This is a genomic window from Streptomyces sp. NPDC002513 (assembly GCF_053595355.1).
The window spans coordinates 14,064-39,639 of the sequence record NZ_JBSFXK010000040.1; the positions used below are offsets into that span (position 1 = coordinate 14,064).

Annotated in this window: 27 protein-coding genes and 1 pseudogene; 14 read left to right on the plus strand and 14 right to left on the minus strand. The window is 70.8% G+C overall.

Features of this window, described 5'->3' with window-relative positions; translation table 11 throughout:
• Nucleotides 1-48: 48 nt before the first annotated feature.
• Nucleotides 49-813, minus strand: a complete 765-nt coding sequence (locus ACWD5Q_RS23945; protein ID WP_451429072.1) for a GntR family transcriptional regulator — start codon at nt 811-813, stop codon at nt 49-51.
• 426 nt (nt 814-1,239) lie between these two features.
• Between ACWD5Q_RS23945 and ACWD5Q_RS23950 the strand changes: the two genes are divergently transcribed.
• From ACWD5Q_RS23950 to ACWD5Q_RS23965, 4 genes are all read left to right on the plus strand, one after another.
• Nucleotides 1,240-2,517 (plus strand): extracellular solute-binding protein, encoded by a 1,278-nt coding sequence (locus ACWD5Q_RS23950; protein ID WP_451429073.1) that lies wholly within the window; start codon nt 1,240-1,242, stop codon nt 2,515-2,517.
• An 87-nt stretch (nt 2,518-2,604) separates the two neighbouring features.
• Nucleotides 2,605-3,591 carry a carbohydrate ABC transporter permease gene (locus ACWD5Q_RS23955; RefSeq protein WP_451429074.1) on the plus strand — a complete coding sequence of 329 codons (987 nt, stop codon included), beginning with the start codon at nt 2,605-2,607 and terminating at the stop codon, nt 3,589-3,591.
• Nucleotides 3,588-4,430: a carbohydrate ABC transporter permease gene (locus ACWD5Q_RS23960; protein ID WP_451429075.1), complete on the plus strand. Its 843-nt coding sequence runs from the start codon at nt 3,588-3,590 to the stop codon at nt 4,428-4,430. The genes ACWD5Q_RS23955 and ACWD5Q_RS23960 overlap by 4 nt, the downstream gene beginning before the upstream one ends.
• Before the next feature lie 8 nt (nt 4,431-4,438).
• Nucleotides 4,439-5,941 carry a glycoside hydrolase family 3 protein gene (locus ACWD5Q_RS23965; protein WP_451429076.1) on the plus strand — a complete coding sequence of 501 codons (1,503 nt, stop codon included), beginning with the start codon at nt 4,439-4,441 and terminating at the stop codon, nt 5,939-5,941.
• Nucleotides 5,942-6,049: 108 nt separating this feature from the next.
• On the opposite strand, the gene nagB is transcribed toward ACWD5Q_RS23965, so the two are convergent.
• Entirely contained in the window at nt 6,050-6,835 is a 786-nt protein-coding gene (gene nagB / locus ACWD5Q_RS23970; protein ID WP_451429077.1) for a glucosamine-6-phosphate deaminase, read from the minus strand.
• A 182-nt stretch (nt 6,836-7,017) separates the two neighbouring features.
• Between nagB and ACWD5Q_RS23975 the strand changes: the two are divergent.
• Nucleotides 7,018-7,125, plus strand: a pseudogene (locus ACWD5Q_RS23975) (SIS domain-containing protein); the annotation flags it as partial.
• Between the two features lie 486 nt (nt 7,126-7,611).
• Complete coding sequence (locus ACWD5Q_RS23980) at nt 7,612-9,087, plus strand: PAS domain-containing sensor histidine kinase (RefSeq protein ID WP_451429078.1); 1,476 nt, start codon at nt 7,612-7,614, stop codon at nt 9,085-9,087.
• Nucleotides 9,088-9,274: 187 nt separating this feature from the next.
• Here the strand turns inward: ACWD5Q_RS23980 and ACWD5Q_RS23985 are convergent, their stop codons facing one another.
• Both ACWD5Q_RS23985 and ACWD5Q_RS23990 read right to left on the minus strand, forming a co-directional pair.
• Entirely contained in the window at nt 9,275-9,532 is a 258-nt protein-coding gene (locus ACWD5Q_RS23985) for a WhiB family transcriptional regulator (protein WP_016639615.1), read from the minus strand.
• A 318-nt stretch (nt 9,533-9,850) separates the two neighbouring features.
• Nucleotides 9,851-10,819, minus strand: coding sequence for a diacylglycerol/lipid kinase family protein (locus tag ACWD5Q_RS23990; protein WP_451429079.1), 969 nt, complete (start codon nt 10,817-10,819; stop codon nt 9,851-9,853).
• A gap of 170 nt (nt 10,820-10,989) precedes the next feature.
• On the opposite strand from ACWD5Q_RS23990, the gene ACWD5Q_RS23995 reads away from it, so the two are divergent.
• Complete coding sequence (locus tag ACWD5Q_RS23995; RefSeq protein WP_451429080.1) at nt 10,990-11,442, plus strand: hypothetical protein; 453 nt, start codon at nt 10,990-10,992, stop codon at nt 11,440-11,442.
• 68 nt (nt 11,443-11,510) lie between these two features.
• Here ACWD5Q_RS23995 and ACWD5Q_RS24000 read toward each other — a convergent pair whose 3' ends face one another.
• The 3 genes from ACWD5Q_RS24000 to ACWD5Q_RS24010 all read right to left on the minus strand — a co-directional run bounded on the left by ACWD5Q_RS24000 (nt 11,511) and on the right by ACWD5Q_RS24010 (nt 13,609).
• Nucleotides 11,511-12,668: an RNA polymerase sigma factor SigF gene (locus tag ACWD5Q_RS24000; protein ID WP_451429115.1), complete on the minus strand. Its 1,158-nt coding sequence runs from the start codon at nt 12,666-12,668 to the stop codon at nt 11,511-11,513.
• 17 nt (nt 12,669-12,685) lie between these two features.
• On the minus strand, nt 12,686-13,099 hold the full coding sequence (locus tag ACWD5Q_RS24005) for an ATP-binding protein (protein WP_310766681.1): 414 nt from the start codon (nt 13,097-13,099) through the stop codon (nt 12,686-12,688).
• A gap of 249 nt (nt 13,100-13,348) precedes the next feature.
• A complete protein-coding gene (locus ACWD5Q_RS24010) occupies nt 13,349-13,609 on the minus strand; it encodes a UBP-type zinc finger domain-containing protein (protein ID WP_451429081.1) in 261 nt (86 codons plus the stop codon).
• Between the two features lie 62 nt (nt 13,610-13,671).
• On the opposite strand from ACWD5Q_RS24010, the gene ACWD5Q_RS24015 reads away from it, so the two are divergent.
• Entirely contained in the window at nt 13,672-15,267 is a 1,596-nt protein-coding gene (locus ACWD5Q_RS24015) for a Na+/H+ antiporter (protein ID WP_451429082.1), read from the plus strand.
• A gap of 25 nt (nt 15,268-15,292) precedes the next feature.
• Here the strand turns inward: ACWD5Q_RS24015 and ACWD5Q_RS24020 are convergent, their stop codons facing one another.
• Nucleotides 15,293-16,246, minus strand: a complete 954-nt coding sequence (locus ACWD5Q_RS24020) for a 1-aminocyclopropane-1-carboxylate deaminase/D-cysteine desulfhydrase (protein ID WP_451429083.1) — start codon at nt 16,244-16,246, stop codon at nt 15,293-15,295.
• Between the two features lie 149 nt (nt 16,247-16,395).
• Here ACWD5Q_RS24020 and ACWD5Q_RS24025 point away from each other — a divergent pair, with 149 nt between their 5' ends.
• The 4 genes from ACWD5Q_RS24025 (at nt 16,396) to ACWD5Q_RS24040 (ending at nt 20,069) form a co-directional block, all read left to right on the plus strand.
• Entirely contained in the window at nt 16,396-17,802 is a 1,407-nt protein-coding gene (locus ACWD5Q_RS24025) for a family 2B encapsulin nanocompartment shell protein (RefSeq protein ID WP_451429084.1), read from the plus strand.
• A gap of 169 nt (nt 17,803-17,971) precedes the next feature.
• Entirely contained in the window at nt 17,972-19,084 is a 1,113-nt protein-coding gene (locus ACWD5Q_RS24030; RefSeq protein WP_451429085.1) for a family 2 encapsulin nanocompartment cargo protein polyprenyl transferase, read from the plus strand.
• 377 nt (nt 19,085-19,461) lie between these two features.
• A complete protein-coding gene (locus tag ACWD5Q_RS24035; RefSeq protein ID WP_451429086.1) occupies nt 19,462-19,809 on the plus strand; it encodes a DUF952 domain-containing protein in 348 nt (115 codons plus the stop codon).
• Nucleotides 19,806-20,069, plus strand: a complete 264-nt coding sequence (locus tag ACWD5Q_RS24040; protein WP_451429087.1) for a hypothetical protein — start codon at nt 19,806-19,808, stop codon at nt 20,067-20,069. The genes ACWD5Q_RS24035 and ACWD5Q_RS24040 overlap by 4 nt, the downstream gene beginning before the upstream one ends.
• Before the next feature lie 46 nt (nt 20,070-20,115).
• Here ACWD5Q_RS24040 and ACWD5Q_RS24045 read toward each other — a convergent pair whose 3' ends face one another.
• From ACWD5Q_RS24045 to sodN, 3 genes are all read right to left on the minus strand, one after another.
• Complete coding sequence (locus ACWD5Q_RS24045; protein ID WP_451429088.1) at nt 20,116-20,532, minus strand: VOC family protein; 417 nt, start codon at nt 20,530-20,532, stop codon at nt 20,116-20,118.
• A 48-nt stretch (nt 20,533-20,580) separates the two neighbouring features.
• Nucleotides 20,581-20,991, minus strand: a complete 411-nt coding sequence (locus ACWD5Q_RS24050; protein ID WP_451429116.1) for a helix-turn-helix transcriptional regulator — start codon at nt 20,989-20,991, stop codon at nt 20,581-20,583.
• Between the two features lie 316 nt (nt 20,992-21,307).
• Nucleotides 21,308-21,703, minus strand: a complete 396-nt coding sequence (gene sodN, locus ACWD5Q_RS24055; RefSeq protein WP_451429089.1) for a superoxide dismutase, Ni — start codon at nt 21,701-21,703, stop codon at nt 21,308-21,310.
• A 150-nt stretch (nt 21,704-21,853) separates the two neighbouring features.
• Here sodN and sodX point away from each other — a divergent pair, with 150 nt between their 5' ends.
• Nucleotides 21,854-22,288 carry a nickel-type superoxide dismutase maturation protease gene (gene sodX / locus ACWD5Q_RS24060; protein ID WP_451429117.1) on the plus strand — a complete coding sequence of 145 codons (435 nt, stop codon included), beginning with the start codon at nt 21,854-21,856 and terminating at the stop codon, nt 22,286-22,288.
• On the opposite strand, the gene ACWD5Q_RS24065 is transcribed toward sodX, so the two are convergent.
• Entirely contained in the window at nt 22,192-22,821 is a 630-nt protein-coding gene (locus tag ACWD5Q_RS24065; protein WP_451429090.1) for a CGNR zinc finger domain-containing protein, read from the minus strand. The genes sodX and ACWD5Q_RS24065 overlap by 97 nt on opposite strands.
• Nucleotides 22,822-22,921: 100 nt before the next feature.
• Between ACWD5Q_RS24065 and ACWD5Q_RS24070 the strand changes: the two genes are divergently transcribed.
• Complete coding sequence (locus ACWD5Q_RS24070) at nt 22,922-23,716, plus strand: class I SAM-dependent methyltransferase (protein ID WP_451429091.1); 795 nt, start codon at nt 22,922-22,924, stop codon at nt 23,714-23,716.
• A gap of 88 nt (nt 23,717-23,804) precedes the next feature.
• Here ACWD5Q_RS24070 and ACWD5Q_RS24075 read toward each other — a convergent pair whose 3' ends face one another.
• On the minus strand, nt 23,805-24,611 hold the full coding sequence (locus tag ACWD5Q_RS24075) for an amino acid ABC transporter ATP-binding protein (protein ID WP_451429092.1): 807 nt from the start codon (nt 24,609-24,611) through the stop codon (nt 23,805-23,807).
• The gene (locus tag ACWD5Q_RS24080) at nt 24,608-25,546 is read right to left on the minus strand and encodes an amino acid ABC transporter permease (RefSeq protein WP_451429093.1); all 939 of its coding nucleotides are present in this window, start codon (nt 25,544-25,546) and stop codon (nt 24,608-24,610) included. The genes ACWD5Q_RS24075 and ACWD5Q_RS24080 overlap by 4 nt, the downstream gene beginning before the upstream one ends.
• Between the last annotated feature and the right edge of the window lie 30 nt (nt 25,547-25,576).

Below are 25,576 nucleotides of genomic sequence, written 5' to 3' on the forward strand. Positions count from 1 at the left end.
CTCGTCCGTATATCGGCCCTCGCCGGCGGGACAAGTCCGGCGATCGGCTCAGTCCTGCGGTCGCTTGAGCCTCGCCACGAACTTGTACCGGTCCCCGCGGTAGACCGACCGCACCCACTCCACCGGCTTGCCCTGCCGGTCCAGCGAGTGCCGGGAGAGCATCAGCATCGGCAGGCCGACGTCCGTGCCGAGCAGGCCCGCCTCGCGGGGCGTGGCCAGCGAGGTCTCGATGGTCTCCTCGGCCTCCGCGAGATGGACGTCGTAGACCTCCGCGAGCGCCGTGTAGAGGGAGGTGTACTTGACCAGCGAGCGGCGCAGCGCCGGAAAGCGCTTGGCGGACAGGTGCGTCGTCTCGATCGCCATGGGCTCGCCGCTCGCCAGCCGCAGCCGCTCGATGCGCAGCACCCGGCCGCCGGCCGCGATGTCGAGCAGCCCGGCGAGGGTGTCGTCGGCGGTGATGTAGCCGATGTCCAGCAGGTGCGAGGTGGGTTCGAGGCCCTGGGCGCGCATGTCCTCCGTGTACGAGGTGAGCTGCAGCGCCTGGGAGACCTTCGGCTTGGCGACGAACGTGCCCTTGCCCTGGATGCGTTCGAGCCGGCCCTCGACGACCAGTTCCTGCAGGGCCTGGCGCACCGTCGTGCGCGAGGTGTCGAACTCCGCGGCCAGCGTGCGCTCGGGCGGTACCGGAGTCCCGGGCGGCAGTGTCTCCGTGATGCCCAGCAGATGCTTCTTCAGACGGTAGTACTTAGGCACGCGCGCGGTGCGGACGGTCGCCCCGCCCTCGCTTTCCGCACTGCTGACGTCGGTGCTCATGGTCTGCCTTCCCGGCTCCGGATGCCGAAGCGACCGACACGCCGTCGGTCGCGGCTCAATCGTGGCACGGCTCGCTGCGGGGGGTGCCCCCACAAGCTCCGCGTTCCCCGGCGCGCGTCCGGGGATCCCCTCTGTATACCGTCGGCCACCCCTCTGGTCTAGTCCACCGACGTCGAAGTGGTCCAGTCGGGCGAGCCCTCACTGGCCTGCCCTTTTCGCTGGGTTCCTACTTAAAGGTTCTTGCATATGTAGGTCCCATAACGGACGCCGGGACCGCGCCGAACACCCTTGACACGCCTATTGGTCTGGGCCAAGCTCCCCGTACTGGTCTACACCATTGGTCCAGGTCCCGGCCCCACGGGCGGTAGTCGTCATCGGTCGCCGCGGGGACAAGGGGGGTTGGTGGCATCCCTGAGGAGGGTGGGCGTGAAGCGCAAGCTGATAGCCGCGATCGGAATCGCGGGCATGATGGTCTCCATCGCGGCATGCGGGGACGGCGGCAGCAAGTCGTCCGGGGGGTCGGACGCCAAGGAACTCACCGTCTGGCTGACGGTCGACGCGCAGAACAACTGGCCCGCGCTGGTGAAGGCCGCGGACGACGCCGTGACCAAGAAGCACCCCGGTCTGAAGATCAAGCACGAGTACTACGCCTGGCCGGACAAGAACACCAAGCTCGACGCGGTCCTCGCCACCGACAAGGTGCCCGATGTGGTCGAGATGGGCAACAGCGAGATGCTCGGCTACATGGTCAAGGGCGCCTTCGCGCAGGTGGACCCGGCCAAGTTCGACAACTCCGGCCAGTGGCTGGACGGCCTCAAGACCTCCGTCACCTACGAGGGCAAGACCTACGGCGTCCCGTACTACGCCGGCGGCCGTGTCGCCAACTGGCGCAAGGACATCGCGGCTTCGGTGGGCATCAAGACGCCCCCGAGGACGTACCAGGAGCTGACCGCCGACCTGGACAAGATCCAGAAGAAGGAGGGCGGCACCTTCAACGCCTGGTACCAGCCGACGCGCGACTGGTACGCGGCCATGTCCTTCGTCTACGACGCGGGCGGCTCCATCGCCAAGGAGGAGGGCGGCCAGTGGAAGGCCGACCTCTCCTCGCCCGAGTCCGTCAAGGGCCTCACCGAGTTCAAGAACGTCGTCGACACGTACATGCACGGCGACAAGACCAAGGACGAGTCCGACCGGTACATCGTCTACGGCCAGGGCAAGTCCGCCATGATCTTCGCCGCCGCCTGGGAGGGCGCGACCGCGGCGGACCCGAAGAACGACAAGACCGGCAAGCTCAAGGACAACCTCGAGAACTTCGTGATGCCCGGCCCGTCCGGCAAGAACATCCCGGTGTTCCTGGGCGGTTCGGACCTCGCGATCCCGGTCAAGTCCAAGGCGCAGGATCTGGCCGGCGAGTGGATCAACGCGTTCACCGGCACGCAGGGCCAGAAGGGCCTGATGGCCAAGGGCAACCTGCCCAACAACAAGACGGACCTCGCCACGCTGAAGAACGACCCGGCGACGGCGGTCCCCGCCACCGCGGCCGAGTCCAACTGGTTCGTCCCGATGGCACCGGGCTGGGGCCAGGTCGAGAAGGCGCAGATCCTGCAGACCATGCTGCAGGACATCGGCACCGGCAAGAAGTCGGTCGAGGCCGCCGCGAAGGACGCGGACGCCGCGATCGACAAGGTCATCAACACCAAGTGACCTGAGCGCGGGGCCCCGTGGCCCGGAGCAGTCCGGGGCCGGGGCCCCGCGTCCCGTTCGACCTGAGGGACCGCCAAGGAGTGCGCGATGAGTGCCGCAGACACGACCACCCCTGCCAAGGTGCCGCCGCCGCGGCCGGCACCGCCACCCGTCGTCCCGGACCGGCCGCGCGGACAGCGCACGTCGAGGGGGACCGCGGTCCCCTGGCTGCTGCTCGCGCCCTGTCTGCTGATCCTCGCCCTGGTGATGGGCTATCCGCTGGTCCGCCTGGTCACCCTCTCCTTCCAGAAGTTCGGCCAGTCCCAGCTATGGGGCTTCCAGCCGCCCGGGTCCGTCGGATTCGCCAACTTCACCAAGGTGCTGGGCGACGGCGAGTTCTGGGCCGTCGTGCTGCGCACGATCGTCTTCGCGGCCGGCTGCGTCGTCTTCACGATGGTCGCCGGCATGCTGATCGCCCTGCTGCTGCAACGGGTCTCCGGCTGGGTGAAGACACTGGTCAACATCGTGCTGGTGGCCAGCTGGGGCATGCCCGTCATCGTGGCCACCACCGTCTTCAAATGGCTCTTCGACTCGGACTACGGCGTCTTCAACGCGTTGCTGAGCAGACTGCCCGGGGTCGAGATGATCGGCCACAACTGGTTCGCGTCGGGACCGCAGGGCCTGGCCGTGATCATGCTCCTGGTGGTGTGGGGCGCGGTGCCCTTCGTCGTCATCACGCTGAGCGCCGGCCTCACCCAGGTCCCCCAGGAGCTTCAGGAGGCGGCCCGGCTGGACGGCGCGGGCGCCTGGGGGGTCTTCCGCCATGTCACCCTGCCCCTCCTCAAGCCGGTCGTCGTGATGCTCACGACCCTGTCGGTGATCTGGGACATGGGTGTCTTCCCGCAGGTCTTCGTGATGCGCGGCGGCCATCCGGAGGCCGAGTTCCAGCTCCTCACCACCTACTCGTACGACCGCGCGTTCGTCGTCAACGACTATGCACAGGGTTCGGCCATCGCCCTGCTGACCGTGCTGCTGCTGCTCGGCGTGGTCGCCGTGTACATGCGCCAGATGCTGAAGATCGGAGAGGTCGAATGAGCACCCTCGTGTCTTCCGCCCGCCGGAGGTCGAGGCTCGGCTGGAACCTGCTCGGCCTGCTCGTCTTCGTCACCGCGGGCTTCCCCGTCTACTGGATGGTCAACACGGCGGTCAAGCCGGCCAAGGACGCCATCGACTCCGATCCGAGCCTGCTGCCGACGGGTTTCACCCTGGCCAACTTCCGCCGGGCGCTGGACATCGCGGACTTCTGGGGGCCGGTCGGCCGCAGCCTGGTCGTGTCCCTGTCGGTGGTGGCGATCGGCATCGTCGTCGGGATGCTGGCCGCGCTCGCCATCTCCCGCTTCGCCTTCCGCGGCCGGAAGGCCGTGATCGTGGGCATCCTGGCGGTCCAGATGGTCCCGCTGGTCGCCATGATCATCCCGGTCTTCCTGCTGCTCAACGACCTTGATCAGTACGACAGGCTGACGGGTCTCATCGTCACGTACCTGACCTTCATCCTGCCGTTCACCGTGTGGACGCTGCGCGGGTTCATCGTCAACATCCCCGGCGAACTGGAGGAAGCCGCGATGGTGGACGGCTGCTCCCGCACGGGCGCCTTCCTGCGCGTGGTCTTCCCGCTGCTCGCCCCCGGCCTGGTCGCCACCTCGGTCTACGGCTTCATCCAGGCCTGGAACGAGTATCTGTACGCCCTGATGCTGATGAGCCAGCAGCACCAGACCGCGACCGTCTGGCTCGGGAACTTCACCACCCAGCACGGCACCGAGTACGCCCCGATGATGGCCGGGGCCACGATGATGGCGGTGCCGATCGTCGTGCTCTTCCTCCTCGTCCAGCGCAAAATGGCCGCGGGCCTCACCGCGGGCGCCGTGAAGGGATGACACCCCCGATGACGACATTCGCCAGCGGTACCGACACCCTCACCCGCGACGCGCTGACCGTCCTCCAGCCCGGCTTCACCGGCACCTGTGCCCCCGACTGGCTGCTGCGCCGCCTCGGCGAGGGACTGGCGTCCGTGGGACTGTTCGGCCGGAACATCGCCTCCCCGCGGCAGCTCGCCGCCCTGACCGCCCAGTTGCGCGCAGAGCGCGACGACGTGCTGGTGGCGACCGACGAGGAGGGGGGAGACGTCACCCGCCTGGAGGCGCGGTCGGGATCCTCCTTCCCGGGCAACCACGCGCTGGGCGCGGTGGACGACGTGGAGCTGACCCGCTCGGTGGCACACGAGCTGGGCCGCCGGCTCGCGGAGTGCGGGGTCAACCTCAACTGGGCGCCCTCCGCCGACGTGAACTCCAACCCCGCGAACCCGGTGATCGGCGTGCGGTCCTTCGGCGCCGACACCGACCTGGTGGCCCGCCACACCGCCGCCTATGTCACCGGACTGCAGTCCGCGGGCGTCGCCGCCTGCACCAAGCACTTCCCCGGGCACGGCGACACCGCGGTCGACTCCCACCTCGCGCTGCCGCGCATCGACGCGTCGGCACAGGTGCTCCAGGAGCGCGAACTCGCCCCGTTCCGGGCGGCGATCGCGGCCGGCACGCGCGCGATGATGAGCGCGCACATCCTGGTCCCGGCCCTGGACCCGGACCGCCCGGCCACGCTGTCCCGGCGCGTCCTGACCGGTCTGCTGCGCGGCGAACTCGGCTACGACGGCCTGATCGTCACCGACGGCATGGAGATGCGGGCGATCGCCGGGACGTACGGCATCGAGCGCGGCAGCGTCCTCGCCATCGCGGCCGGTGCGGACGCCATCTGTGTGGGCGGCGGCCTCGCGGACGACGAGACGGTACGACGTCTGCGGGACGCCCTGGTCACGGCGGTGCGCTCGGGCGAGCTGGCCGAGGAGCGGCTGGGCGAGGCGGCCGAACGGGTCCGGGCGCTGGCCCGGTGGACGGCGGCGGCGGGAGCCGAGGGCGCCGCCGCGCGGCCGGCCCCCGGCGGCGCGGTGGACGACGTCGGTCTGCTCGCGGCCCGGCGCGCGCTGACCGTCACCGGGGCGGAGGGCTTCACCCCGCTCACCGAGCCGCCGTACGTCGCCGCCCTCACCCCCCTTGCGAACATCGCGGTGGGCGACGACACCCCGTGGGGCGTGGCCGCGGAACTGGTCCGCATGCTCCCGGGCACCCAGATGGGCAGCTTCACGGGGGAGACGGCGGCACGGGCCGTGCTGGAGGCCGCCGGGGCACGGCGGATCGTGGCGGTGGTCCGCGACGAGCACCGTCACCCGTGGATGGCGCGGGCCCTGGACACGATCCTCGCGCAGCGCCCCGACACCGTCGTGGTCGAGATGGGCGTTCCGGGGGCCGCCCCCCGCGGCGCCCTGCACATCGCCACGCACGGGGCGGCACGGGTCTGCGGACGGGCCGCGGCGGAGGTCATCGCCGGCGCATGACCCCGCGGCGGGGGCATCCCGCCGGGTGACAGCGGGTCGGGGCGTGGCCGCCGCCCCGACCCCCGGCGGGACGGCGCCGGGCCCGGCCGGCTCCTTCCCGTGCCGTGGTCAGATGCCCTGCCAGTCGGGCTTGTGGGCGTAGGTGTGCCGGAAGTAGTCGGCGAGCTTCAGCTTGGACGCGGCGGCCTCGTCCGCGACCACCGTCGCGTGCGGGTGGAGCTGGAGCGCGGAGGCCGGGCAGACCGCGGCGAGGGGCCCCTCGACGGTCGCGGCGACCGCGTCCGCCTTGCCCTCGCCGGTCGCGAGGAGCACCAGGTGCCGTGCCTCCAGGATGGTTCCGATGCCCTGGGTGATGACGTGATGCGGCACCTGGTCGATGTCGCCGTCGAAGAAGCGGGCGTTGTCGATCCGGGTCCGCTCGGTCAGCGTCTTGATCCGTGTGCGCGAGGCGAGCGAGGAGCACGGCTCGTTGAACCCGATGTGCCCGTCGGTGCCGATACCGAGCAGTTGGAGGTCCACCCCGCCGGCCTCGGCAAGGGCCGCGTCGTACGCCGCGCACGCCGCCCGGATGTCGTCGGCCGTGCCGTCGGGTCCCATGAACGCCCGCATGTCGATCCCGAGCGGCTGGAGCACCTCGCGGGCGAGTACCGAACGGTAGGACTCCGGGTGGTCGGCCGGCAGGCCCACGTACTCGTCGAGCTGGGCGATCCGCGCCCGCGACACATCGGCGGCACCGGAGCGCACCTTGGCCGCCAGGGCCTCGTAGACGGGCAGCGGCGTCGATCCGGTGGCCACGCCGAGCAGGGCGTCGGGCGTGCGCCCGAGCAGTTGTGCCATGGCCTCGGCGATGAGCTCGCCGCCCGCCTTCGCGTCCGGGACGATGACAACTTCCACGCTGGGCCTGCCGATCTGAAGAGGGGCTCGCGCGGGTGGACCCGAGGGCACTCACGCGAAACACATGTGGTATAGACCAATCTAGCAGAATCGGTCCTTCAGGGGAGGGGGCCGCCGCCCCGGATTCCCCTGCTCTTCCCGTGCGGGCCGTTCCCCGGATGCGCGGCACCGGGGGCGGGGCGATCCTGGAGATCATCCCGCTCCAGCTCCTGGCCTACGAGGTGACCCTCGCCCGCGGCCAGGACCCGGACGCCCCGCGCGCCCTGGCGAAGGTGACCGAGACGCGCTGACGGCCGTACGCGGAAAAATCCGGCCCCCGCGCGGGCCGAAGGCCGCTACCCTGCGGTGGAGACGCCGGTGGGTGTCCGATAAAGAGACAACAACAAACACCCCCCGACGCATGGACACACGCGCCCGGACCCAGCACCATGGTCCCTGGCATGTGGTCTAGTCCACAAGCGCAGGTACAGCACGTACAGTGTTCTCGCCGCACACGAGCGAGGACTGCTCGCACGAACCTCCGTCTTCCCCGCACAGGAAGACGGACCGAGGAACCGGCGCTCTCTGCCCTGACTGCTCCGGGTCCTCGACCTTCGGCCGACCGGGACCGCACACCCCGCGGCCGTTGCTGCTCCGGGCTGCGGTGCCGGGAGGGTTGAGGGTCCCTCCCCGGCGCCGCGGCCCGCGGGTGTTCTCGGACCCCGGGCGCCGTGCGGTGGCGCTGCCGCGCCGGCCGATTTCCGGCGTTGTCGCAGCTCCCGGGTACCCTCGCAAACGTGCCCTCCATGAACGAACTGGTCCGCCAGCACACCGCCCTCAGCGACTCCGACCTGGAGTGGCTCCATCTGCTGGTGTCGGAGTGGCAGCTGCTGTCCGACCTCTCCTTCGCCGACCTGGTCCTGTGGGTGCCGACGCGGGACGGCACCCGCTATGTCTCGGTGGCGCAGATGCGTCCCAACACCGGCCCCACCTCCTACCAGGACGACATGGTCGGCCACCTCGTCCCACGCGGGCGCCGCCCCATGCTGGACGCCGCCCTGGACGAGGGCCGGATCGTGCGCGAGGGCGACCCCGAGTGGCGCGAGGAGGTCCCGGTCCGGGTCGAGTCCATCCCCGTGCGGCGCGAGGGGCGTGTCCTCGGCGTCATCGCGCGCAACACCAACCTGCTGACCGTGCGCACCCCGAGCCGCCTGGAGCTCACCTACCTCCAGAGCGCCTCCGACCTGGCGCAGATGATCGCGGCCGGCGCCTTCCCGTTCCCCGACCAGCAGGTCGACATGGACGCCTCGCCGCGCGTCGGTGACGGGCTGATCCGCCTCGACGCGGACGGCATCGTGCAGTACGCGTCGCCGAACGCCCTGTCGGCCTACCACCGCCTGGGACTGGCCTCCGACCTGGTCGGCCAGCACCTCGGCCGGATCACCGCCGAACTCGCCCCCACCCGGGGCCCCGTGGACGAGGCGCTCGCCAAGGTCGCCAGCGGCTGGGCACCGCGCGAGTTCGAGATCGAGGCGAGCGACGGGGTGATCCAGTTCCGCGCGATCCCCCTCAAGCCCAAGGGCACCCGCATCGGTTCGCTCGTGCTGCTCCGGGACGTCACCGAACTGCGACGGCGCGAGCGCGAGTTGATAACCAAGGACGCGACCATCCGGGAGATCCACCACCGGGTGAAGAACAACCTCCAGACGGTCGCAGCGCTGCTCCGCCTCCAGGCCCGCCGCATCGAGTCCGAGCGGGGACGGGAGGCGCTGGAGGAGGCGGTACGGCGGGTCGGCTCCATCGCCATCGTGCATGAGACGCTGTCTCAGAACCTGGACGAGCGGGTGGAGTTCGACGAGATCGCCGACCGGGTGCTGGCCATGGTCGCCGAGATCTCGCCCGGCACGGTCACCGGTCGGCGCAGCGGCCGGTTCGGCATCCTGGACGCCGAGGTCGCGACCCCGCTCTCCATGGTGCTGACCGAGGTTCTGCAGAACGCCCTGGAACACGGCTTCCGCCAGGGCGACAGCGGCACCGTCGAGGTCGCGGCGGTCCGCGGCGGTACGGCCAAGGAGGCCCGGCTCCTGGTCACCGTCCAGGACGACGGGGTCGGCCTGCCCGAGGGCTTCGACCCGCACACGGCGGGCAACCTCGGTCTGCAGATCGTCCGGACGCTGGTGGAGGGCGAGTTGGGCGGCGTGTTCGACATGGTCCCGGCCCCCGGGCGGGGGACGCGGGTGATCCTGGACATCCCGGTCCGCGCCCGCGCCTGATGCGGGCGGCGCCCGCCCGGACCGTCGTCGGCACAGCAATGAGCCCCGGACCACATGTGGTCCGGGGCTAAAGCTCAGTTGCCAGCTATTGCTGCGCACCGGGGGTACTGCGCGCTGCGGCTCGGGGGCGGGAGATGCGTACTCGCTGTACGCGCCGCCAAGCTCAGGCTCGTGCGGGGTGGGTGTGTCAGGCGGAGGCCTGACGGGCCCGGTTGCGGGCGGCACGGCGCTTCATGGCGCGGCGCTCGTCCTCGCTGAGACCACCCCAGACGCCGGAGTCCTGACCGGACTCGAGCGCCCACTGCAGACACTGCTCCATAACCGGGCAGCGACGGCAGACGGCCTTGGCTTCCTCGATCTGCAGCAGCGCGGGACCGGTGTTGCCGATGGGGAAGAAGAGCTCGGGGTCTTCCTCGCGGCAAACGGCGTTGTGACGCCAGTCCATGGCTGCTACCTCTCTTGATCTTACGTGCAGATTGCTTGTGAATGTGAACGCTTTCACGAATCCCTCAACAAGTGAAGGGCCGATCGTCAGACTCACTGACGTGGTCCTGTGGATTGAGGAGGGGTTCGGGCTCTCTATGGGGGCCGATGGTGCGAGCCGTCCCGAGCGCCACGTAGAGACTCGCAAACCTCAGCGGCGGATACAACCCCTTCCGGAAAGTTTTTTTTGATTCCTTGGTGTCGACTAGGTCACAGCCGTACTTCCAAGGGGTGGACCCTGGGCTAAACGTTCGAGTGAAAGGACTTTGGGGCCTTCTGCTCACACAATCACACGCAGTGCACGGCGTACGCCTGTGAACGTCACACTGGTGCGCAGTCCGAGGTGGTCCCCGTCCATCTGCAAGGGCAGCGGCACCTTCGAATGCAAGGTGAAGCCACTCAGATCGTGCAGGGAAAGAACATGCTTGCCGCGGGGGCCACGCTCGGGGGACGAAGTGAGCAACTGGGTTGTATACCGGGCAACCGAGGCCGCCGACATACGGCTGAGGCCGAGTATGTCGAGTCCGGTATCGAACGAGGCCTTAGGGGACGCGTACACCGGACGATTGCCGAGAAACGTCCACGGCGCCGTGTTGCAGATTATGGACAGGACGAGCCCCTCGATCGGCTCCTCGCCGGGCCGCTCCAGGGTGATCGTTCCGTGCCGGCGATGAGGTTCGTCCAGAAACTGGCGCAGCACCTGGCGCAGATACAGCGCATGGGTGGAGCGCCTGCCCCGCTCCCGCTGCTGTTCGACCCGGCCCACCACGCCCGCGTCGAAGCCGAGTCCGGCGTTGAAGGTGAACCAGCGGGAGGGCACCGCCTCGTCCTCGGTGCCCGGGGTGCCCTCGGCCAGACCGAGGCCGACCGTGCGCTCGCGGCCCTCGCGCAGGGCGTCGAGGATCGCGCCGGTGGCCTCCACGGCGTCGTTGGGAAGACCGAGGGCGCGGGCGAAGACATTGGTCGAGCCGCCGGGCACGACGCCGAGCCGGGGGAGCCGGCCGGGGTCGGGGCCGTGGTGCAGCAGACCGTTGACGACCTCGTTGACCGTGCCGTCGCCGCCGAGGGCCACGACCAGTTCGATGTCCTGGCTCTCCGCGGCCTGCCGGCCGAGGTCTCGGGCGTGCCCCCGGTACTCGGTGGTGATCGCCTCGAGCTTCATCTCGCTCGCCAGCGCGTGGATCAGGACGTCACGGGTGCGCGCGCTGGTGGTGGTTGCCGCCGGATTGACCACGAGAAGTGCACGCATGGGTTGCAGGTTACCTACTCGGCGGTACTCGTCCCAGGTCGAGGTAGGGATCGGGTAAGAGGAGGGGGAGTGGCCTTGAGCACACCGGGCGGTGGCCCCGGGAGCGATGACCGTGTCCGTCCCGTGCCCGTCCCGCCGGCCGGGCACGGTGCGAGGGCTACCCTTCTGGGGTGAGCGCTGAGCAGAACCCGACCTCCCCGGCTCCCGACGCCGGGCCCCGTCCCGTGCGCCTGACCGTCGCGGCGGCACTGGCCGCCCTGGAGGGTCTCGCCCTGGTCGTGGGGGGTGCGTGGATGCTCGTCCTGGGCCTCACGGGCTCGCCGGACGACCGCCGGCAGGCCGTCACCGGCGGCGTCACCCTGATCGTGCTCGCGCTGCTGCCGCTGCTGGCCGCGCGCGGTCTGCTGCTGCGGCGGAGCTGGAGCCGGGGGCCCGCGGTCATCACGCAGATCATGGCGCTGCCGGTGGCGTACAGCCTGCTCCAGGCCGACAGTGTCGCGATCCCGGTCGGTATCGCGCTCGCGGTCGTCGCGGTGGCGGCCCTGGTGCTGCTCGTGAACCCGGCGACCACCCGGGCACTGGGCATCCGGGGGCCCGGGAGCGTACAGGACCAGAAGGAGTAGCCGACGGCTCGCGGCACGGGCCGTCGGCGTACGCACTTCAAGGGCGACCGGGATCCGGTCGCCCTTCGTCACTCCTCGACCAGCAGCTTCTCCCGCAGCTGGGCCAGGGTCCGGGCCAGCAGCCGCGAGACGTGCATCTGGGAGATGCCGACCTCCTGCGCGATCTGCGACTGCGTCATGTTGCCGAAGAAGCGGAGAAGCAGGATCCGTTTCTCTCGCGGCGGAAGGTCCTCGAGCAGCGGCTTCAGCGACTCGCGGTACTCCACGCCCTCCAGTGCCTCGTCCTCCGCGCCGAGCGTGTCCGCGACCGCCGGGGACTCGTCATCCGTGTCGGGGACGTCCAGGGACAGCGTCGAGTACGCGTTGGCGGACTCCAGGCCCTCCAGGACCTCCTCCTCCGAGATGGCCAGTTTCTCGGCCAGCTCGTGGACCGTCGGGGAGCGGCCGTGCAGCTGGGACAGCTCCGCCGTGGCCGTCGTCAGGGCCAGCCGGAGCTCCTGCAGGCGCCGCGGCACTCGTACCGCCCAGCCCTTGTCGCGGAAGTGGCGCTTGATCTCGCCGACGACCGTCGGGGTCGCGTAGGTCGAGAACTCGACGCCGCGGTCCGGGTCGAAGCGGTCCACCGACTTGATCAGACCGATGGTGGCGACCTGGGTCAGGTCGTCCAGCGGCTCGCCGCGGTTGCGGAAGCGGCGCGCGAGGTGCTCGACGAGCGGCAGGTGCATACGGACCAGCTTGTTGCGCAGCTCCGCGTACTCCGGGCTGCCCTCCTTCAGCGTGCGCAGCTCGACGAACAGGGACCGCGCCCCGCTGCGGTCCTGCGGGTCGTGCCGCGCGCCGCCCGGCACGCTCTGCTCGGCGTCTCGCTCGTGCTCGCTCATCGTCCCGCCCGTCACCCTTCCCCGCGCTCTCGGCTCCTCCCCCACTCTCGACTGTGCTCGAGCGGGGGGACCCCCATGAGCCGGGGAGGCCCCACTCCCTTCGGAGGGCGTGCTCCGCGGGGCACCGTCCGGATCCCGTCGACCGCCGCTCCGCTCGGAGAGCGCCTCCTCGGCCACGGCCGCCCCCGCCTGCGCGGGTGCCGCGACCGCCGAAGCGTCGCTCTCCGGATGCGGACGGGCCTGCTCCGGGATGCCGTCCACGCCGCCCGCCGTCCGCCGCGGCCCGTTCGGGCCGCCGGCGGTCCCGGCGGAGAGTTCTCGTGTGCCGCGCTCTTCGTCCCGCACCGGCCCGTCCCCGTTCGTCACGCCGGCCCGGGTCCCGCGCCGCGCTGTTTGTAGAGGCTGATGGACACGGTCTTGTCGTCGGCGACCGCGGAGGAGACCTTGCCGGCCAGGGCCGACAGGACGGTCCAGGCGAAGGTGTCGCGTGACGGAGCATGGCCGTCCGTGGTCGGGGCGGAGACCGTGACCTCGAGCGAGTCGTCGATGAGCCGGAAGACGCAGCTGAGCACCGAGCCGGGCACGGCCTGCTGCAGCAGGATCGCGCAGGCCTCGTCGACCGCGATGCGCAGGTCCTCGATCTCGTCGAGGGTGAAGTCCAAACGGGCCGCGAGACCGGCGGTGGCCGTGCGCAGCACCGACAGGTAGGCACCCGCTGCCGGCAGCCGGACTTCCACGAAGTCCTGGGTCGCGGGCTCGCCTGCGATCTGGGACACCCTCACCTCCAAGGTGGTACAAGCTCTTTCGGGGCCGAGGGTCGCCCCCCGGGGTAACGCCCTACGTGGTGTACCGGTGACGCTATCGCGCCACCGGCTCTTCTGTCCCGCGACCCCGGCCCCTTGCTGTCACTCATAGTAAACCTATGGATACGTACAGTGGCTAGGGGTTTGCGGGCCCAATTGGGAAGAGCGTGCGCCGGTTTGACGTACCCAGACGTCAGACCGGCGAACCGCCGGGATCCAGGGTCACACGAGTACATGGTCCACGAAGCACCAGCGCCAGTCCTCACCCGGCTCGAAGGTGCGCATCACGGGGTGGCCGGTCTCCTTGTGGTGCGCCGTCGCATGCCGTAGAGGCGAGGAGTCGCAGCAGCCCACGTGCCCGCACTCCAGACACAGCCGCAGTTGCACCGGGTGGGTGCCGGCGGCGAGGCACTCCAGGCAGGTCTCGCTCTGGGGCTCCGGTTCGGGGTGCGGCAGCGCGCCGACATGCGTGCACTGTTTCATGATGGCCAGGTTACGACGGGTCCGCGGGAAGCCGCGCGAAGGAAGAGGGGCGGGCGCAGGACATGAACGTGGTGCCGCTGCTGTTGTTGGTCGCGGGCAGTGCGGCGGTGGCGGGGTGCGCGCGACGCACTCCGGTCCCCGCGCCGCTGCTGCTCGTCGCGGTGGGACTCGCGGTCTCGTCCGTGCCCGGTGTGCCGCAGTACACGCTCGACCCCGACATCGTCCTGCCGCTGGTGCTGCCGCCGCTGCTGGTCACGGCGGCCTCCGAGAGCTCGTACCTGGACCTGCGGGCGCAGCTTCGGCCGGTGGCGCTGCTGTCCGTCGGGTACGTGCTCTTCGCGACGCTCGCGGTGGGCTGGGCCGCGTATCTGATCGTGCCGGATCTGCCGCTGACCGCGGCGCTGGTCCTGGGCGCGGTGATCGCGCCGCCGGACGCCGTCGCGGCCACCGCGGTCGCCCGGCGGGTGGGGCTGCCCTCGCGGATCACCACCATCCTGCAGGGCGAGTCGCTGGTCAACGACGCGACCGCGATCACCGCCTACAAGGTGGCGCTCGCGGCGGCGGTCGGGGAGGGCGCCACCTGGTCGGAGGGGGTGCGCGAGTTCGCCGTCGCGGCGGTCGGCGGCATCGTGGTCGGCCTGCTGCTGATGGTCCCGATCCACTGGCTGCGCACGCATCTGAAGGAGGCGCTGCTCCAGAACACGCTGTCGCTGCTGATCCCGTTCGTCGCCTACGGCGCCGCGGAGTGGGTGCACGCCTCCGGGGTGCTGGCCGTGGTCGTCGTCGCCCTCTACCTCGGCTACCACAACTGGCAGGTCGACTTCGCGACCCGGCTGCAGGAGGAGGCGGTGTGGAAGATGGTCGCGTTCATCCTGGAGTCCGCGGTGTTCGCGCTCATCGGACTGCAGCTCCCGGTCGTCCTGCGGGGCCTCGGCCAGTACGAGGGCACGCACGCCGCCTGGTACGCGGTGGCCGTCTTCGCCGTGGTCGTCGTCTCGCGATTCCTGTGGGTGTATCCGGCGACGTTCCTGCCACGCACCCTGTTCTCGCGCATCCGGGAGCGCGAGGAGAACCCGACCTGGAAGGCGCCGTTCATCATCGGCTGGGCCGGGATGCGGGGCGTGGTCTCCCTCGCGGTCGCCTTCTCGATTCCCCGGACCGTACACGGCGGCGGCCCCTTCCCGGACCGCAACCTGATCCTCTTCCTGACCTTCACCACGGTGATCGGCACCCTGGTGGTGCAGGGGCTGACCCTGCCCCCGCTGATCCGCCTGCTCAGACTGCCGGGGCGCGACCCCCAGGCGGAGACCCTCGCCGAGGCGAACGCCCAGGCGCAGGCGTCGCGGGCCGCCGAGCAGCACCTCGACGAACTCCTGGCGGACAAGCGCAACGCCCTGCCACCGCCGCTGGCCGACCGTCTGCGCGCGGTCCTGGAGCGCCGGCGCAACGCCGTGTGGGAGCGCCTCGGCTCCGTGAACCCGGTCACCGGCGAAACGGCCGACGACACCTACAGCCGGTTGTCCCGGGAGATGATCGGCGCCGAACGGGAGGTCTTCGTCCGGCTCCGCAACCACCGCTACATCGACGACGAGATGCTCCGCACCCTGCTGAGACGCCTGGACCTGGAGGAGGCGGCGGCCTACCGCGAAACCGCGTGACCCGCGCCGGGGCGAACGGTGCTCGTCACCAGGAGGAGGGGAACGGCGTTCCGGTGATCACCGCGGCCAGGGTCGTTCCCCGAGGGAACGCGTCCTCCCCGGTCAGGGCGACAAGTCCGTACAGCAGCTTGGCGACATAGAGACGTTCCACCGGGAAGGCGTGGCGCGACTCGAAGTCCCGGGCGAAGGACTCGAGTTCGTCGGTCGTGCGGGCGTAACCGCCGAAGTGGAAGCGGGTGTCCACCGACCAGGTGCCGCGGCGGCCCCCGAAGGCCCGGGTCTGCAGGGCGGCCGTCTCGCCGGCCAGGAAGTCGCCCTTGAGGACCGCGACCCCGAGGGCCCGCTGGCCGGGGGCCAGCCCCGCCGCCAGTCCCGCCAGCGTGCCCCCCGTACCGCAGGCCACGGCGACCACGTCCGCCCGGCCGCGGAGTTCCTCACCGAGCGCGCGGCAGCCGCGCACGGCGAGGGCGTTGCTGCCGCCCTCGGGCACCACGTACGCGTCCTCGGCGTCCGCCGCGCGCAGGACACCGGCCAGGACCTTTGGCTCCGACACCCGCCGGTACGTCGACCTGTCGACGAAGTGCAGCCGCATCCCGTCGGCCGCGCACCGGGCGAGGGAGGGGTTGAGCGGGCGGTCGGCCAGCTCCTGGCCGCGGACCACGCCGACGGTGTCCAGCCCGAGCAGCCGGCCCGCCGCGGCCGTGGCCCGCAGATGGTTGGAGTACGCGCCGCCGAAGGTGAGCAGGGTGCGGCCGGCCGCGGTGCGCAGGTTCGGGGCGAGCTTGCGCCACTTGTTGCCGATCAGCTCCGGGTGGATCAGGTCGTCCCGCTTGAGCAGCAGCCGGACCCCGTGACGTGCGAAGCGCTCGTCCGCGACCTCCCGCAACGGCGACGGCAGGCGCGGGCGCAGCACGCCCGCGTCGGGCGCCTGGCGCCGGAGCGGCACATCGGAGCTGGTCACCTGGCCATTGTCGGACATCGGTGCCGGGGCCGGCCGCTCGACGGGGTGCCCCAGTGTGCCCGGACGGACGTTGATCCATTCCCGCTCTTTCGGGTAATGGCATCGGCACTCTCCGTGCTGAGACGCTTTTCCCGCAGATCGATGCGTGATCGGGAGGGGCAATATCCATGTCGGTAGGCGAAGAGGTCCGTGCGGAGCAGAACAGGCCGCAGCAGAGTCTGGGCACCGCGGCCGCTCGGAACCTGGCCACCACCACCAAGTCCGCACCCCAGATGCAGGAGATCAGCTCGCGCTGGCTGCTGCGCATGCTGCCGTGGGTGGGCGTGCAGGGCGGGACGTACCGGGTGAACCGCCGTCTGACCTACTCCGTGGGCGACGGCCGGGTGACGTTCGTGAAGACCGGCGACCAGGTCACGGTGATTCCCGCGGAGCTGGGTGAACTGCCGGCCCTGCGCACCTACGAGGACCAGGAGGTGCTCGGCGAACTCGCCCAGCGGTGCCAGCAGCGCAGGTTCGCGCCCGGGGACGTGCTCGCCGAGTTCGGCAGCCAGGCCGACGAGGTGTTCCTGCTGGCGCACGGCAAGGTGGAGAAGGTCGGCACCGGTCCCTACGGGGACGACGCGGTGCTCGGCGTCCTCGCCGACGGTGCCTACTTCGGTGACCAGGCACTGCTCGACCCGGACGCCATCTGGGAGTACACGGCCCGCGCCGTCACCGCCTGCACGGTGCTCGCGCTGCCCCGCCGGGAGGTCGAACTGGTCGCGGAGCGCGCCGAGTCCCTGCGCGACCACCTGCGGGAACAGCGCTCGGCCCCCGAGCGGTCCACCAACAAGTACGGCGAGAAAGCGATCGACCTCGCCGCGGGCCACAGCGGCGAGCCGGACATTCCCCACACCTTCGTCGACTACGAGGCCGCGCCCCGCGAGTACGAACTGAGCATCGCCCAGACCGTCCTGCGCATCCACACGCGCGTGGCCGACCTCTACAACCAGCCGATGAACCAGACCGAGCACCAGTTGCGGCTCACGGTCGAGGCGCTCAAGGAGCGCCAGGAGCACGAACTGATCAACAACCCGGAGTTCGGACTCCTCAGCAACTGCGAGTACGACCAGCGGCTGCAGCCCCATGACGGGGTGCCGAGCCCCGACGACATGGACGAACTGCTCAGCAGGAGGCGCGGCACCAAGCTGTTCCTCGCCCACCCGCGCGCGATCGCCGCCTTCGGCCGGGAACTGAACCGGCGCGGACTCAATCCGGAGACCATCGACATCGGCGGCAACCGCGTCCCCACGTGGCGCGGCGTCCCGATGTTCCCGTGCAACAAGATCCCCGTCACCGAGGCCCGTACGACCTCGATCATCGCCATGCGCACCGGCGAGGAGGAGCAGGGGGTCGTCGGACTCAGGCAGACCGGCATCCCCGACGAGATCGAGCCGAGCCTCTCGGTGCGCTTCATGGGCATCAACGAGCAGGCGATCATCAGCTATCTGGTGACGGCCTACTACTCGGCGGCCGTCCTGGTGCCCGACGCCCTGGGGGTCCTGGAGAACGTCGAGATCGGCCGCTGGAGGTGACGCCTTTCGCTGCTCGCCCGCTACCGGCGCGTCTCCGCGGCCCGGTCGTCGCCGACAAGCGGCACGCCGTGTTCTCGCGCGCCGGGGCGGGTACACCTTCCGGGTGCATGCCCGGTGGCGGAGGCCTCTCCGTCCGCAGACTCCTTAAGGCGGTTCCATGGGTGACTTCATGACGGAGCCGAAACGGGGCCCCGCGCACCAGCGGCGGAGCGCGCCGCTCCCGGCGGGGCGGCACGCGCCGCTCCCGGGCCCGGAGCGACCCTTCGACGGCCACGAGGCCGTGGCGATCCTGGAGCGCACCCGCGCCTCGGTCGACCCGGAGCTGCGCCGGGCCGTGGAGTCGCTGCCGGGTTCGATACGGCGGATCGCGCTCTACCACTTCGGCTGGCAGCACGCGGACGGCACCCCGGCCGCCGGCAACGCGGGCAAGGCGATACGGCCCGCGCTCGTGCTGACCGCGGCACAGGCGCTCGGCGGACGGCGGTCCACCGCCCTCCGGGCCGCCGCGGCCGTCGAACTCGTCCACAACTTCACGCTGCTGCACGACGACGTGATGGACCGGGACACCACCCGCAGACACCGTCCCACCGCCTGGACCGTGTTCGGCGACGCCGACGCGATCCTCGCGGGGGACGCCCTGCAGGCGCTGGCCCAGCGGCTGCTCGCCGAGGATCCGCACCCGGCGTCGGGGGCGGCCGCCGCCCGGCTCGCGGACTGTGTCGTCGAACTGTGCGCCGGGCAGCAGGCGGACACGGCCATGGAGCGGCGCGGCCCCCATGAGGTGACCCTCGAGGAGGTGCTCACCATGGCAGAGGCCAAGACGGGCGCGCTGCTCGGCTGCGCCTGCGCGCTCGGGGCGCTGTACGCGGGAGCCGACGAGGCGGACGTCGAGGCGCTGGACGCGTTCGGCCGCGAGGCCGGGCTGGCCTTCCAGCTCATCGACGACGTGATCGGGATCTGGGGGGACCCGAGCCGCACCGGCAAGCCGGCCGGGGCGGATCTCATGGCCCGCAAGAAGTCGCTGCCCGTGGTGGCCGCGCTCGCCTCCGGCACCCCGGCGGCCTCGGAGCTGGCCGAGCTGTACCAAAAACCCTACGAGGAAGGGGAGTTGGAGCGCACCGTGCTGGCCGTCGAGCAGGCGGGCGGCCGTGACTGGGCGCAGGCGCAGGCGGCCGACCGGATGGGGCGGGCGATGCAGGAGCTGTCCCGGGCGGTGCCCGGCCCGGAGGCGGCGGGCGGACTGCTGGCCCTGGCCGAGTTCGTGACCCGGCGCAGCACCTGATCACCGTGAGACCCCGGAGCCCCGGCCCGTGCGGCCCCTGACCCCGTACGGCGACCGGTGGCTCAGGCCCCGGGGAGGGCCCCGCGCGTCCCCACGGTGCGCAGGGCCCGCCTCCTGCCTCGGACCGCGCCCACGGGGCGGGTCCCCGGCACGGGAGGCGTCGCGTCCCGGGCCCGCCCTACGCTGAGGTCATGGGCCGCGAGGAGCAGGTCTGTCCGGTGTGCGGGCAGCCCGTCGCCACCGTCGTACGGCGCCACAAGACGCTGGGCGCCTTCGTTCCCGTGTGGCGCCCCGGCCCCTGCCGCAATCCGCGGTGTCCGGCCTCCGTGGCACGGGAGACCGGCGCGATGTCGGAGCCGGGGCCTAGGGTGGGCGCCATGCCCGAACCTCTGCTGCATCTCACCGAGCGCTCCCTGTGGGAGGCGGCCCGCGCCACCGGCGCCTACGAGATGTCGACGCGCGGTGTCACCCTCCAGGAGGAGGGCTTCATCCACTGCTCGCTGCGGCACCAGGTCCCCCGTGTGGCGCGCTGGGTGTACGGCGATGACGAGGGGCTCGACGAACTGGTCCTGCTCGTCATCGACCCGGAGCGCCTGACGGCTCCGGTGCGCTACGAGGCCGTGCAGCCCGGCGGCGAGGAGTTCCCGCACATCTACGGGCCGATACCCGTGTCCGCCGTGGTGGACGTGGAGGTCTGGGACCGCGGGGCGGCGGCGCAGGAGTGACCGCGGCGGGGGGAGGACGCGGGGTGTGGTGGTGGGCGGTGCTCGTGGTGGTGGGCGGGGGGCTCACGCTGTGGCTGCAGGACCAGAACGAGCCGGAGCCCCCGGCCCGCTGGGAGCGCGCGCCGGCGCCCCGGCTGTCCGCCGAGGTGCACGACACCGTGTGTCCGAGCGAGGGCTCCTTCGAGGAGCCGGTGATCGTCGTCTGCCTCCGCTCGGACGCGACCGCCCGGCTGGAGCCGGACCGCGCGCTGGGCCGGTGAGAGGGGGGGCCGCGTCGCAGAGGCGGCCTGCGCAAGGCGGGCCGCGTCAGGAGCGCGGGCGTTCCGTGAAGCGCAGCAGGTTGCCCGCCGGGTCGCGGAAGGCGCAGTCCCGTACACCGTAGGGCTGGTCCATCGGCTCCTGGAGGACCTCCGCACCGGATGCCTCGACGCGGGAGAAGAGGGCGTCGCAGTCCTCGGTGGAGAAGATGACCCCGCGCAGGACACCCTTGGCGAGCAGCTCTGCCATCGCCTGGCGGTCGGCGGGGGAGAAGTCCGGGTTCGCCGCCGGAGGCTCCAGGACGATCTCCACGTCCGGCTGGAGCGGCGAACCGACCGTCACCCAGCGCATCCCCTCGAAACCGACGTCGTTGCGCACCTCCAGGCCCAGGACGTCACGGTAGAAGGCGAGCGCCTTGTCATGGTCGTCCACGGAGATGAAGCACTGGGAGAGTTTCAGATCCATGGCACCACGCTAGGCCTGCCGCCGGACTCCCGCCCGCTCTTCGCCGCACTACAGCTGACGGATGCCCCGCACTACAGCTGTGTGCGCGGATCGGTCCGGGTGTCCCCGGGGGCGGCCCCGGCGCGGCCGCGTCAGGCTCTTCGCCACGCACGGCGGTATCGCCGCCCCCTGCTCGTGCGACCGCGCCCGGTACGCGCTCGGGGTCTCGCCCACCAGCTCCGTGAAACGCGAGCTGAACGATCCGAGGGAGGTGCACCCCACGGCGAGGCAGACCTCCGTCACCGTCAGGTCGCCGCGCCGCAGCAGCGCCTTGGCCCGCTCGATACGCCGGGTCATGAGATAGCCGTACGGGGTCTCCCCGTACGCCGCCCGGAAACTGCGCTGGAAGTGCCCCGGCGACATCAGCGCGGTGCGCGCCAGCGCGGGAACGTCCAGCGGCTGCGCGTACTCACGCTCCATCCGGTCCCGCGCCCGCCGCAACCGGGTCAGGTCGTCCACATCCACGCCGTCAGCATGCCACGGACCACCGACAACGGGACCTGCTCCGACGGGACCTGCCGTGATGCGCCGGCTGCGGACCTCCGCGGGGCGTTCGGCACCGGCGAGTTCTCGCCGGGCGCATGCTGCGGCCGAAAGGTGCTGCCCACCTGCGGCCCAGTCCAAAAAGACCGCACCCGGACCGTCAGGGACGCCGTGCTCGGCGGCCTGCGGACCGGGTGCGGACAGGGAGGCGCTGCAACCAACGTAAGCGCAGGTCACAAGGCATGATGCGAGATCAGGCCTTCTTGGTCTCCCAGAAGATCTTGTCGATCTGCGCGATGTGGTCCAGCGCCTTCTGGCCCGTCGCCGGGTCCGTCGACGCCTTGGCGGCCGAGAGGGCCTTCAGGGTGTCGTTCACCAGCTGGTGCAGCTCCGGGTACTTCTCGAAGTGCGGGGCCTTGAAGTAGTCGCTCCACAGCACCGAGACGTGGTGCTTGGCGAGCTCGGCGCGCTGCTCCTTGATGACGGTGGCGCGAGCCTGGAAGTGCGGGTCGTCGTTGGCGGCCATCTTCTCCTGCACGGCCTTGACCGACTCCGCCTCGATGCGGGCCTGAGCCGGGTCGTAGACACCACAGGGCAGGTCGCAGTGGGCGCTGACCTTGATCTTGGGGGCAAACAGGCGGGAGAGCATAAAGCCGTCCTTCCTCGTGATCGTCTTCTCAGGTGGGACATTACTCCGTAGGGGACGGGTTTTCGCGAGTGCCCCCATGGGCTTAGGACAAAAGTCCAGGGAGAGACTGGGACTGGGATGGTGGAGGATCGGACCGGGGAGGTGCCGGTGATGCCGGAGCTGTCGCAGGAGATCGAGCGCACGAGGGCTCTGCTGCCGTTCGGGGCGGCGGAGGTGGGGGGGCCGTCCATGGTGCCGACGCTGCACCATGGGGACCGGCTGCTGGTCCAGTACGGGGCCAGGGTCCGGCCGGGCGACGTCATCGTCCTGCGGCACCCCTTCCAGCAGGACCTGCTCGTCGTCAAGCGGGCCGTGGAACAGCGCGAGGGCGGCTGGTGGGTGCTCGGCGACAATCCGTTCGCGGGCGGGGACAGCACCGACTACGGCACCGTTCCCGAGGAACTGGTCCTCGGGAGGGTGCGGCTGCGCTACCGGCCGCTCAAGGAGGGTCAGCGCTCGCCGCTCGCGGTGCTGCGCTGGGTGCTCACGGCGGCCCGGCCCGTGCTCTGCGACCGGTCGGCCTCCAGGCGCTTGCGGGCGCGGTAGGCGGCCACGTTCGCGCGGGTGGCGCAGCGGTCCGAGCAGTACCGCCGGGAGCGGTTGGTCGAGGTGTCGAGGTAGGCGTTGCGGCACGGCGCCGCCTCGCACAGGCCCAGGCGGTCCACGCCGTACTCCGTGAGGTGGAAGGCGAGGCCCATCGCGGCGATCGCCGCGAAGCCCGCGGTCGCGTTCGACGGGTGGTCCGCCAGGTGCATGTGCCACAGCGGGCGGCCGTCCTCGTCCCGGTGGTCGTGCCCGGAGATCTGCGGGCTCACCGGGAACTCCAGGAGCAGGGAGTTCAGCAGGTCCACCGCGAGTGTCTCGTCGCCCTGGTCCGCCGCCTCGAAGACCGCCCGCAGCCGGGCCCGGACCGAGCGGAACCGGGTCACGTCGGCGTCGGTCGCGCGGCGGGCCGCCGACCGGTTGACCCCGAAGAGGTCGCGGACGGCCTCCACCGAGGTGAGCGAGTCCTTGCCCCGGGCCGGTTCCTCGCTGTTCACGAGACGGACGGCGTAGTCCGAGTAATAGGCCAGTTCCACTTGTAGTCCTTACGAGGGGGATCTATCGTCGTGCGTGCGGTCACGTAACAGATGATCGTCGTTCCAGGGTATTACGCGGTCCAGTGAAGAAGGGGCTTCCATGGCCACTACGACCGGATCCACGACCGGATCCACGACCGGATCCACGGCGGGCGCCGACTGGCAGACCTGGCAGGAGAGCTGGGACCGGCAGCAGGAGTGGTACATGCCCGACCGTGAGGACCGCTTCCGGGTCATGCTCGACATGGTCGAGGCGTTCGCCGGACCTGCCCCGCGCGTCCTCGACCTCGCCTGCGGCACCGGCAGCATCACCGCCCGGCTGCTCGACCGTTTCCCGGGCGCCACCAGCGTCGGCGTCGACCTCGACCCCGCCCTGCTCACCATCGCCCGCGGCACCTTCGCGGGCGACGGCCGCGTCATCCTCGTCGAGGCCGACCTCAAGGACCCGGACTGGACCGCGCGGCTGCCGTACGACACGTACGACGCCGTACTCACCGCCACGGCCCTCCACTGGCTGCGCACCGATTCCCTGGAGGCGCTCTACGGTCAGCTCGCGCAACTCGTCCGCCACGGCGGTGTCTTCATGAACGCCGACCACATGATCGACGACACCACGCCCAGGATCAACGTGGCCGAGGCCGCCCACAGCCGCACCCGCAGGGAACAGGCCATGCGCGAGGGCGCCCTGGACTGGGCCGAATGGTGGGCCCTGGCCGCCAAGGACCCGGTCCTCGCCGCGCCGACCGCCCGCCGCTTCGAGATCTACGGTGCCCGCGCGGACGGCGAGATGCCCTCCGCCGCCCGGCACGCGCGCGTGCTGCGGGAGAAGGGCTTCGGCGAGGCCCGACCGGTGTGGTGCTCCCCTTCGGACACGCTGCTGCTCGCGCTCAAGTAGGCCGCCGGGGACGGCACGCACGCGGAAGGGGCGGTACGGGGAATCCGTACCGCCCCTTCGTCGGCGCAGGGCCGTACGCCCTGCCCCTCTAGAGCACCTTGGACAGGAACGACCGCGTCCGCTCGTGCTGGGGGTTCGTCAGGACGTCCCGCGGGTTGCCCGACTCGACCACCACGCCGCCGTCCATGAAGACGAGCGAGTCGCCCACCTCGCGGGCGAAGCCCATCTCGTGGGTGACGACGACCATCGTCATACCGGACTCCGCGAGGTCACGCATCACATCGAGGACGTCGCCGACCAGCTCGGGGTCGAGGGCGGAGGTCGGCTCGTCGAACAGCATCAGCTTCGGGTCCATCGCGAGGGCGCGGGCGATGGCCACGCGCTGCTGCTGACCGCCGGAGAGCTGCGAGGGGTAGTGCCCCGCCCGGTCCGCCAGGCCCACGCGCTCCAGCAACTGCATCGCACGCTCCCGGGCCTGGCCCTTGCTCACGCCCTTGACCTGGACCGGCGCCTCGATGACGTTCTCCAGTGCGGTCATGTGCGGGAACAGGTTGAAGCGCTGGAAGACCATGCCGATGTCCCGGCGCTTCATCGCGACCTCGCGGTCGCGCAGCTCGTAGAGCTTGTCCCCCTGCTGCCGGTAGCCGACCAGCTCGCCGTCCACGTACAGCCGGCCCGAGTTGATCTTCTCCAGGTGGTTGATGCACCGCAGGAACGTCGACTTGCCCGAACCGGAGGGGCCGATGAGGCAGAACACCTCGCCGGACCTCACCTCCAGGTCGATGCCCTTGAGGACCTCCACCGCGCCGAAGGACTTGTGGACCCCCTCGGCCTTGACCATCGGGACGGTCGTGTCCTTCGCGGGAGTGACGTTCTTCGTGAGTTTCTCGGTCATGCCGCGCCTCCCTTCGGACGGCCGATGGAGAACATGTTGGCCTTGACCTTCTGCCACGGGGTCGGCGGCAGCTGACGGCTGGAGCCGCGCGCGTAGTACCGCTCGACGTAGTACTGCCCCACGCTGAGCACCGACGTCATGATCAGGTACCAGGCGGCGGCGAGGAAGTACATCTCCACCGGGGCGCCGGAGTTCTGGCCGATGTCCTGGGCGTAGCGGAAGAGTTCGGGGAACTGGACGGCCGCGACGAGCGAGGTCGTCTTCAGCATGTTGATCACTTCATTGCCGGTCGGCGGCACGATCACCCGCATCGCCTGCGGAATGACGATCCGGCGCAGCGTCTTGCCGTGGCTCATGCCCAGCGCGTGCGCCGCCTCCGTCTGCCCCTCGTCCACGGCGAGCAGGCCGGCCCGGCAGATCTCCGCCATGTACGCCGCCTCGTTCAGACCCAGGCCGAGCAGCGCCGTCAGCAGCGGCGTCATGAAGTTCGACCAGTAGTCCTTGTAGAACGGCATCAGGTTGATGTACTCGAAGACCAGGCCCAGGTTGAACCAGAGGAAGAGCTGGACCAGGACCGGGGTGCCGCGGAAGAACCAGATGTAGAACCAGGCGACGGACGAGGTCACCGGGTTCTTCGACAGCCGCATCACCGCGAGTACGATGCCGCCGACGATGCCGATCAGCATGGACAGGACCGTCAGCATGAGGGTCTTGCCCACACCCGTCAGGATGCGGTGGTCGAAGAAGTAGTCCGGCACGGCATGCCAGTTGATCTTGCCCTGGCCGAACGCGTAGATGATCGCGACGAGAAGCGCGATCGCGACGAGGGCGGAGACATACCGTCCGTAGTGCCTGACCGGAACGGCCTTGATGGCCTCCGCGCCGGCCGGGGGAGTGCCCTGGGGCCCTGCCGTCTTGTCGATGTCAACAGTCACGGGTCTTGCCTTTCAGCGGCCGCGGGGGCA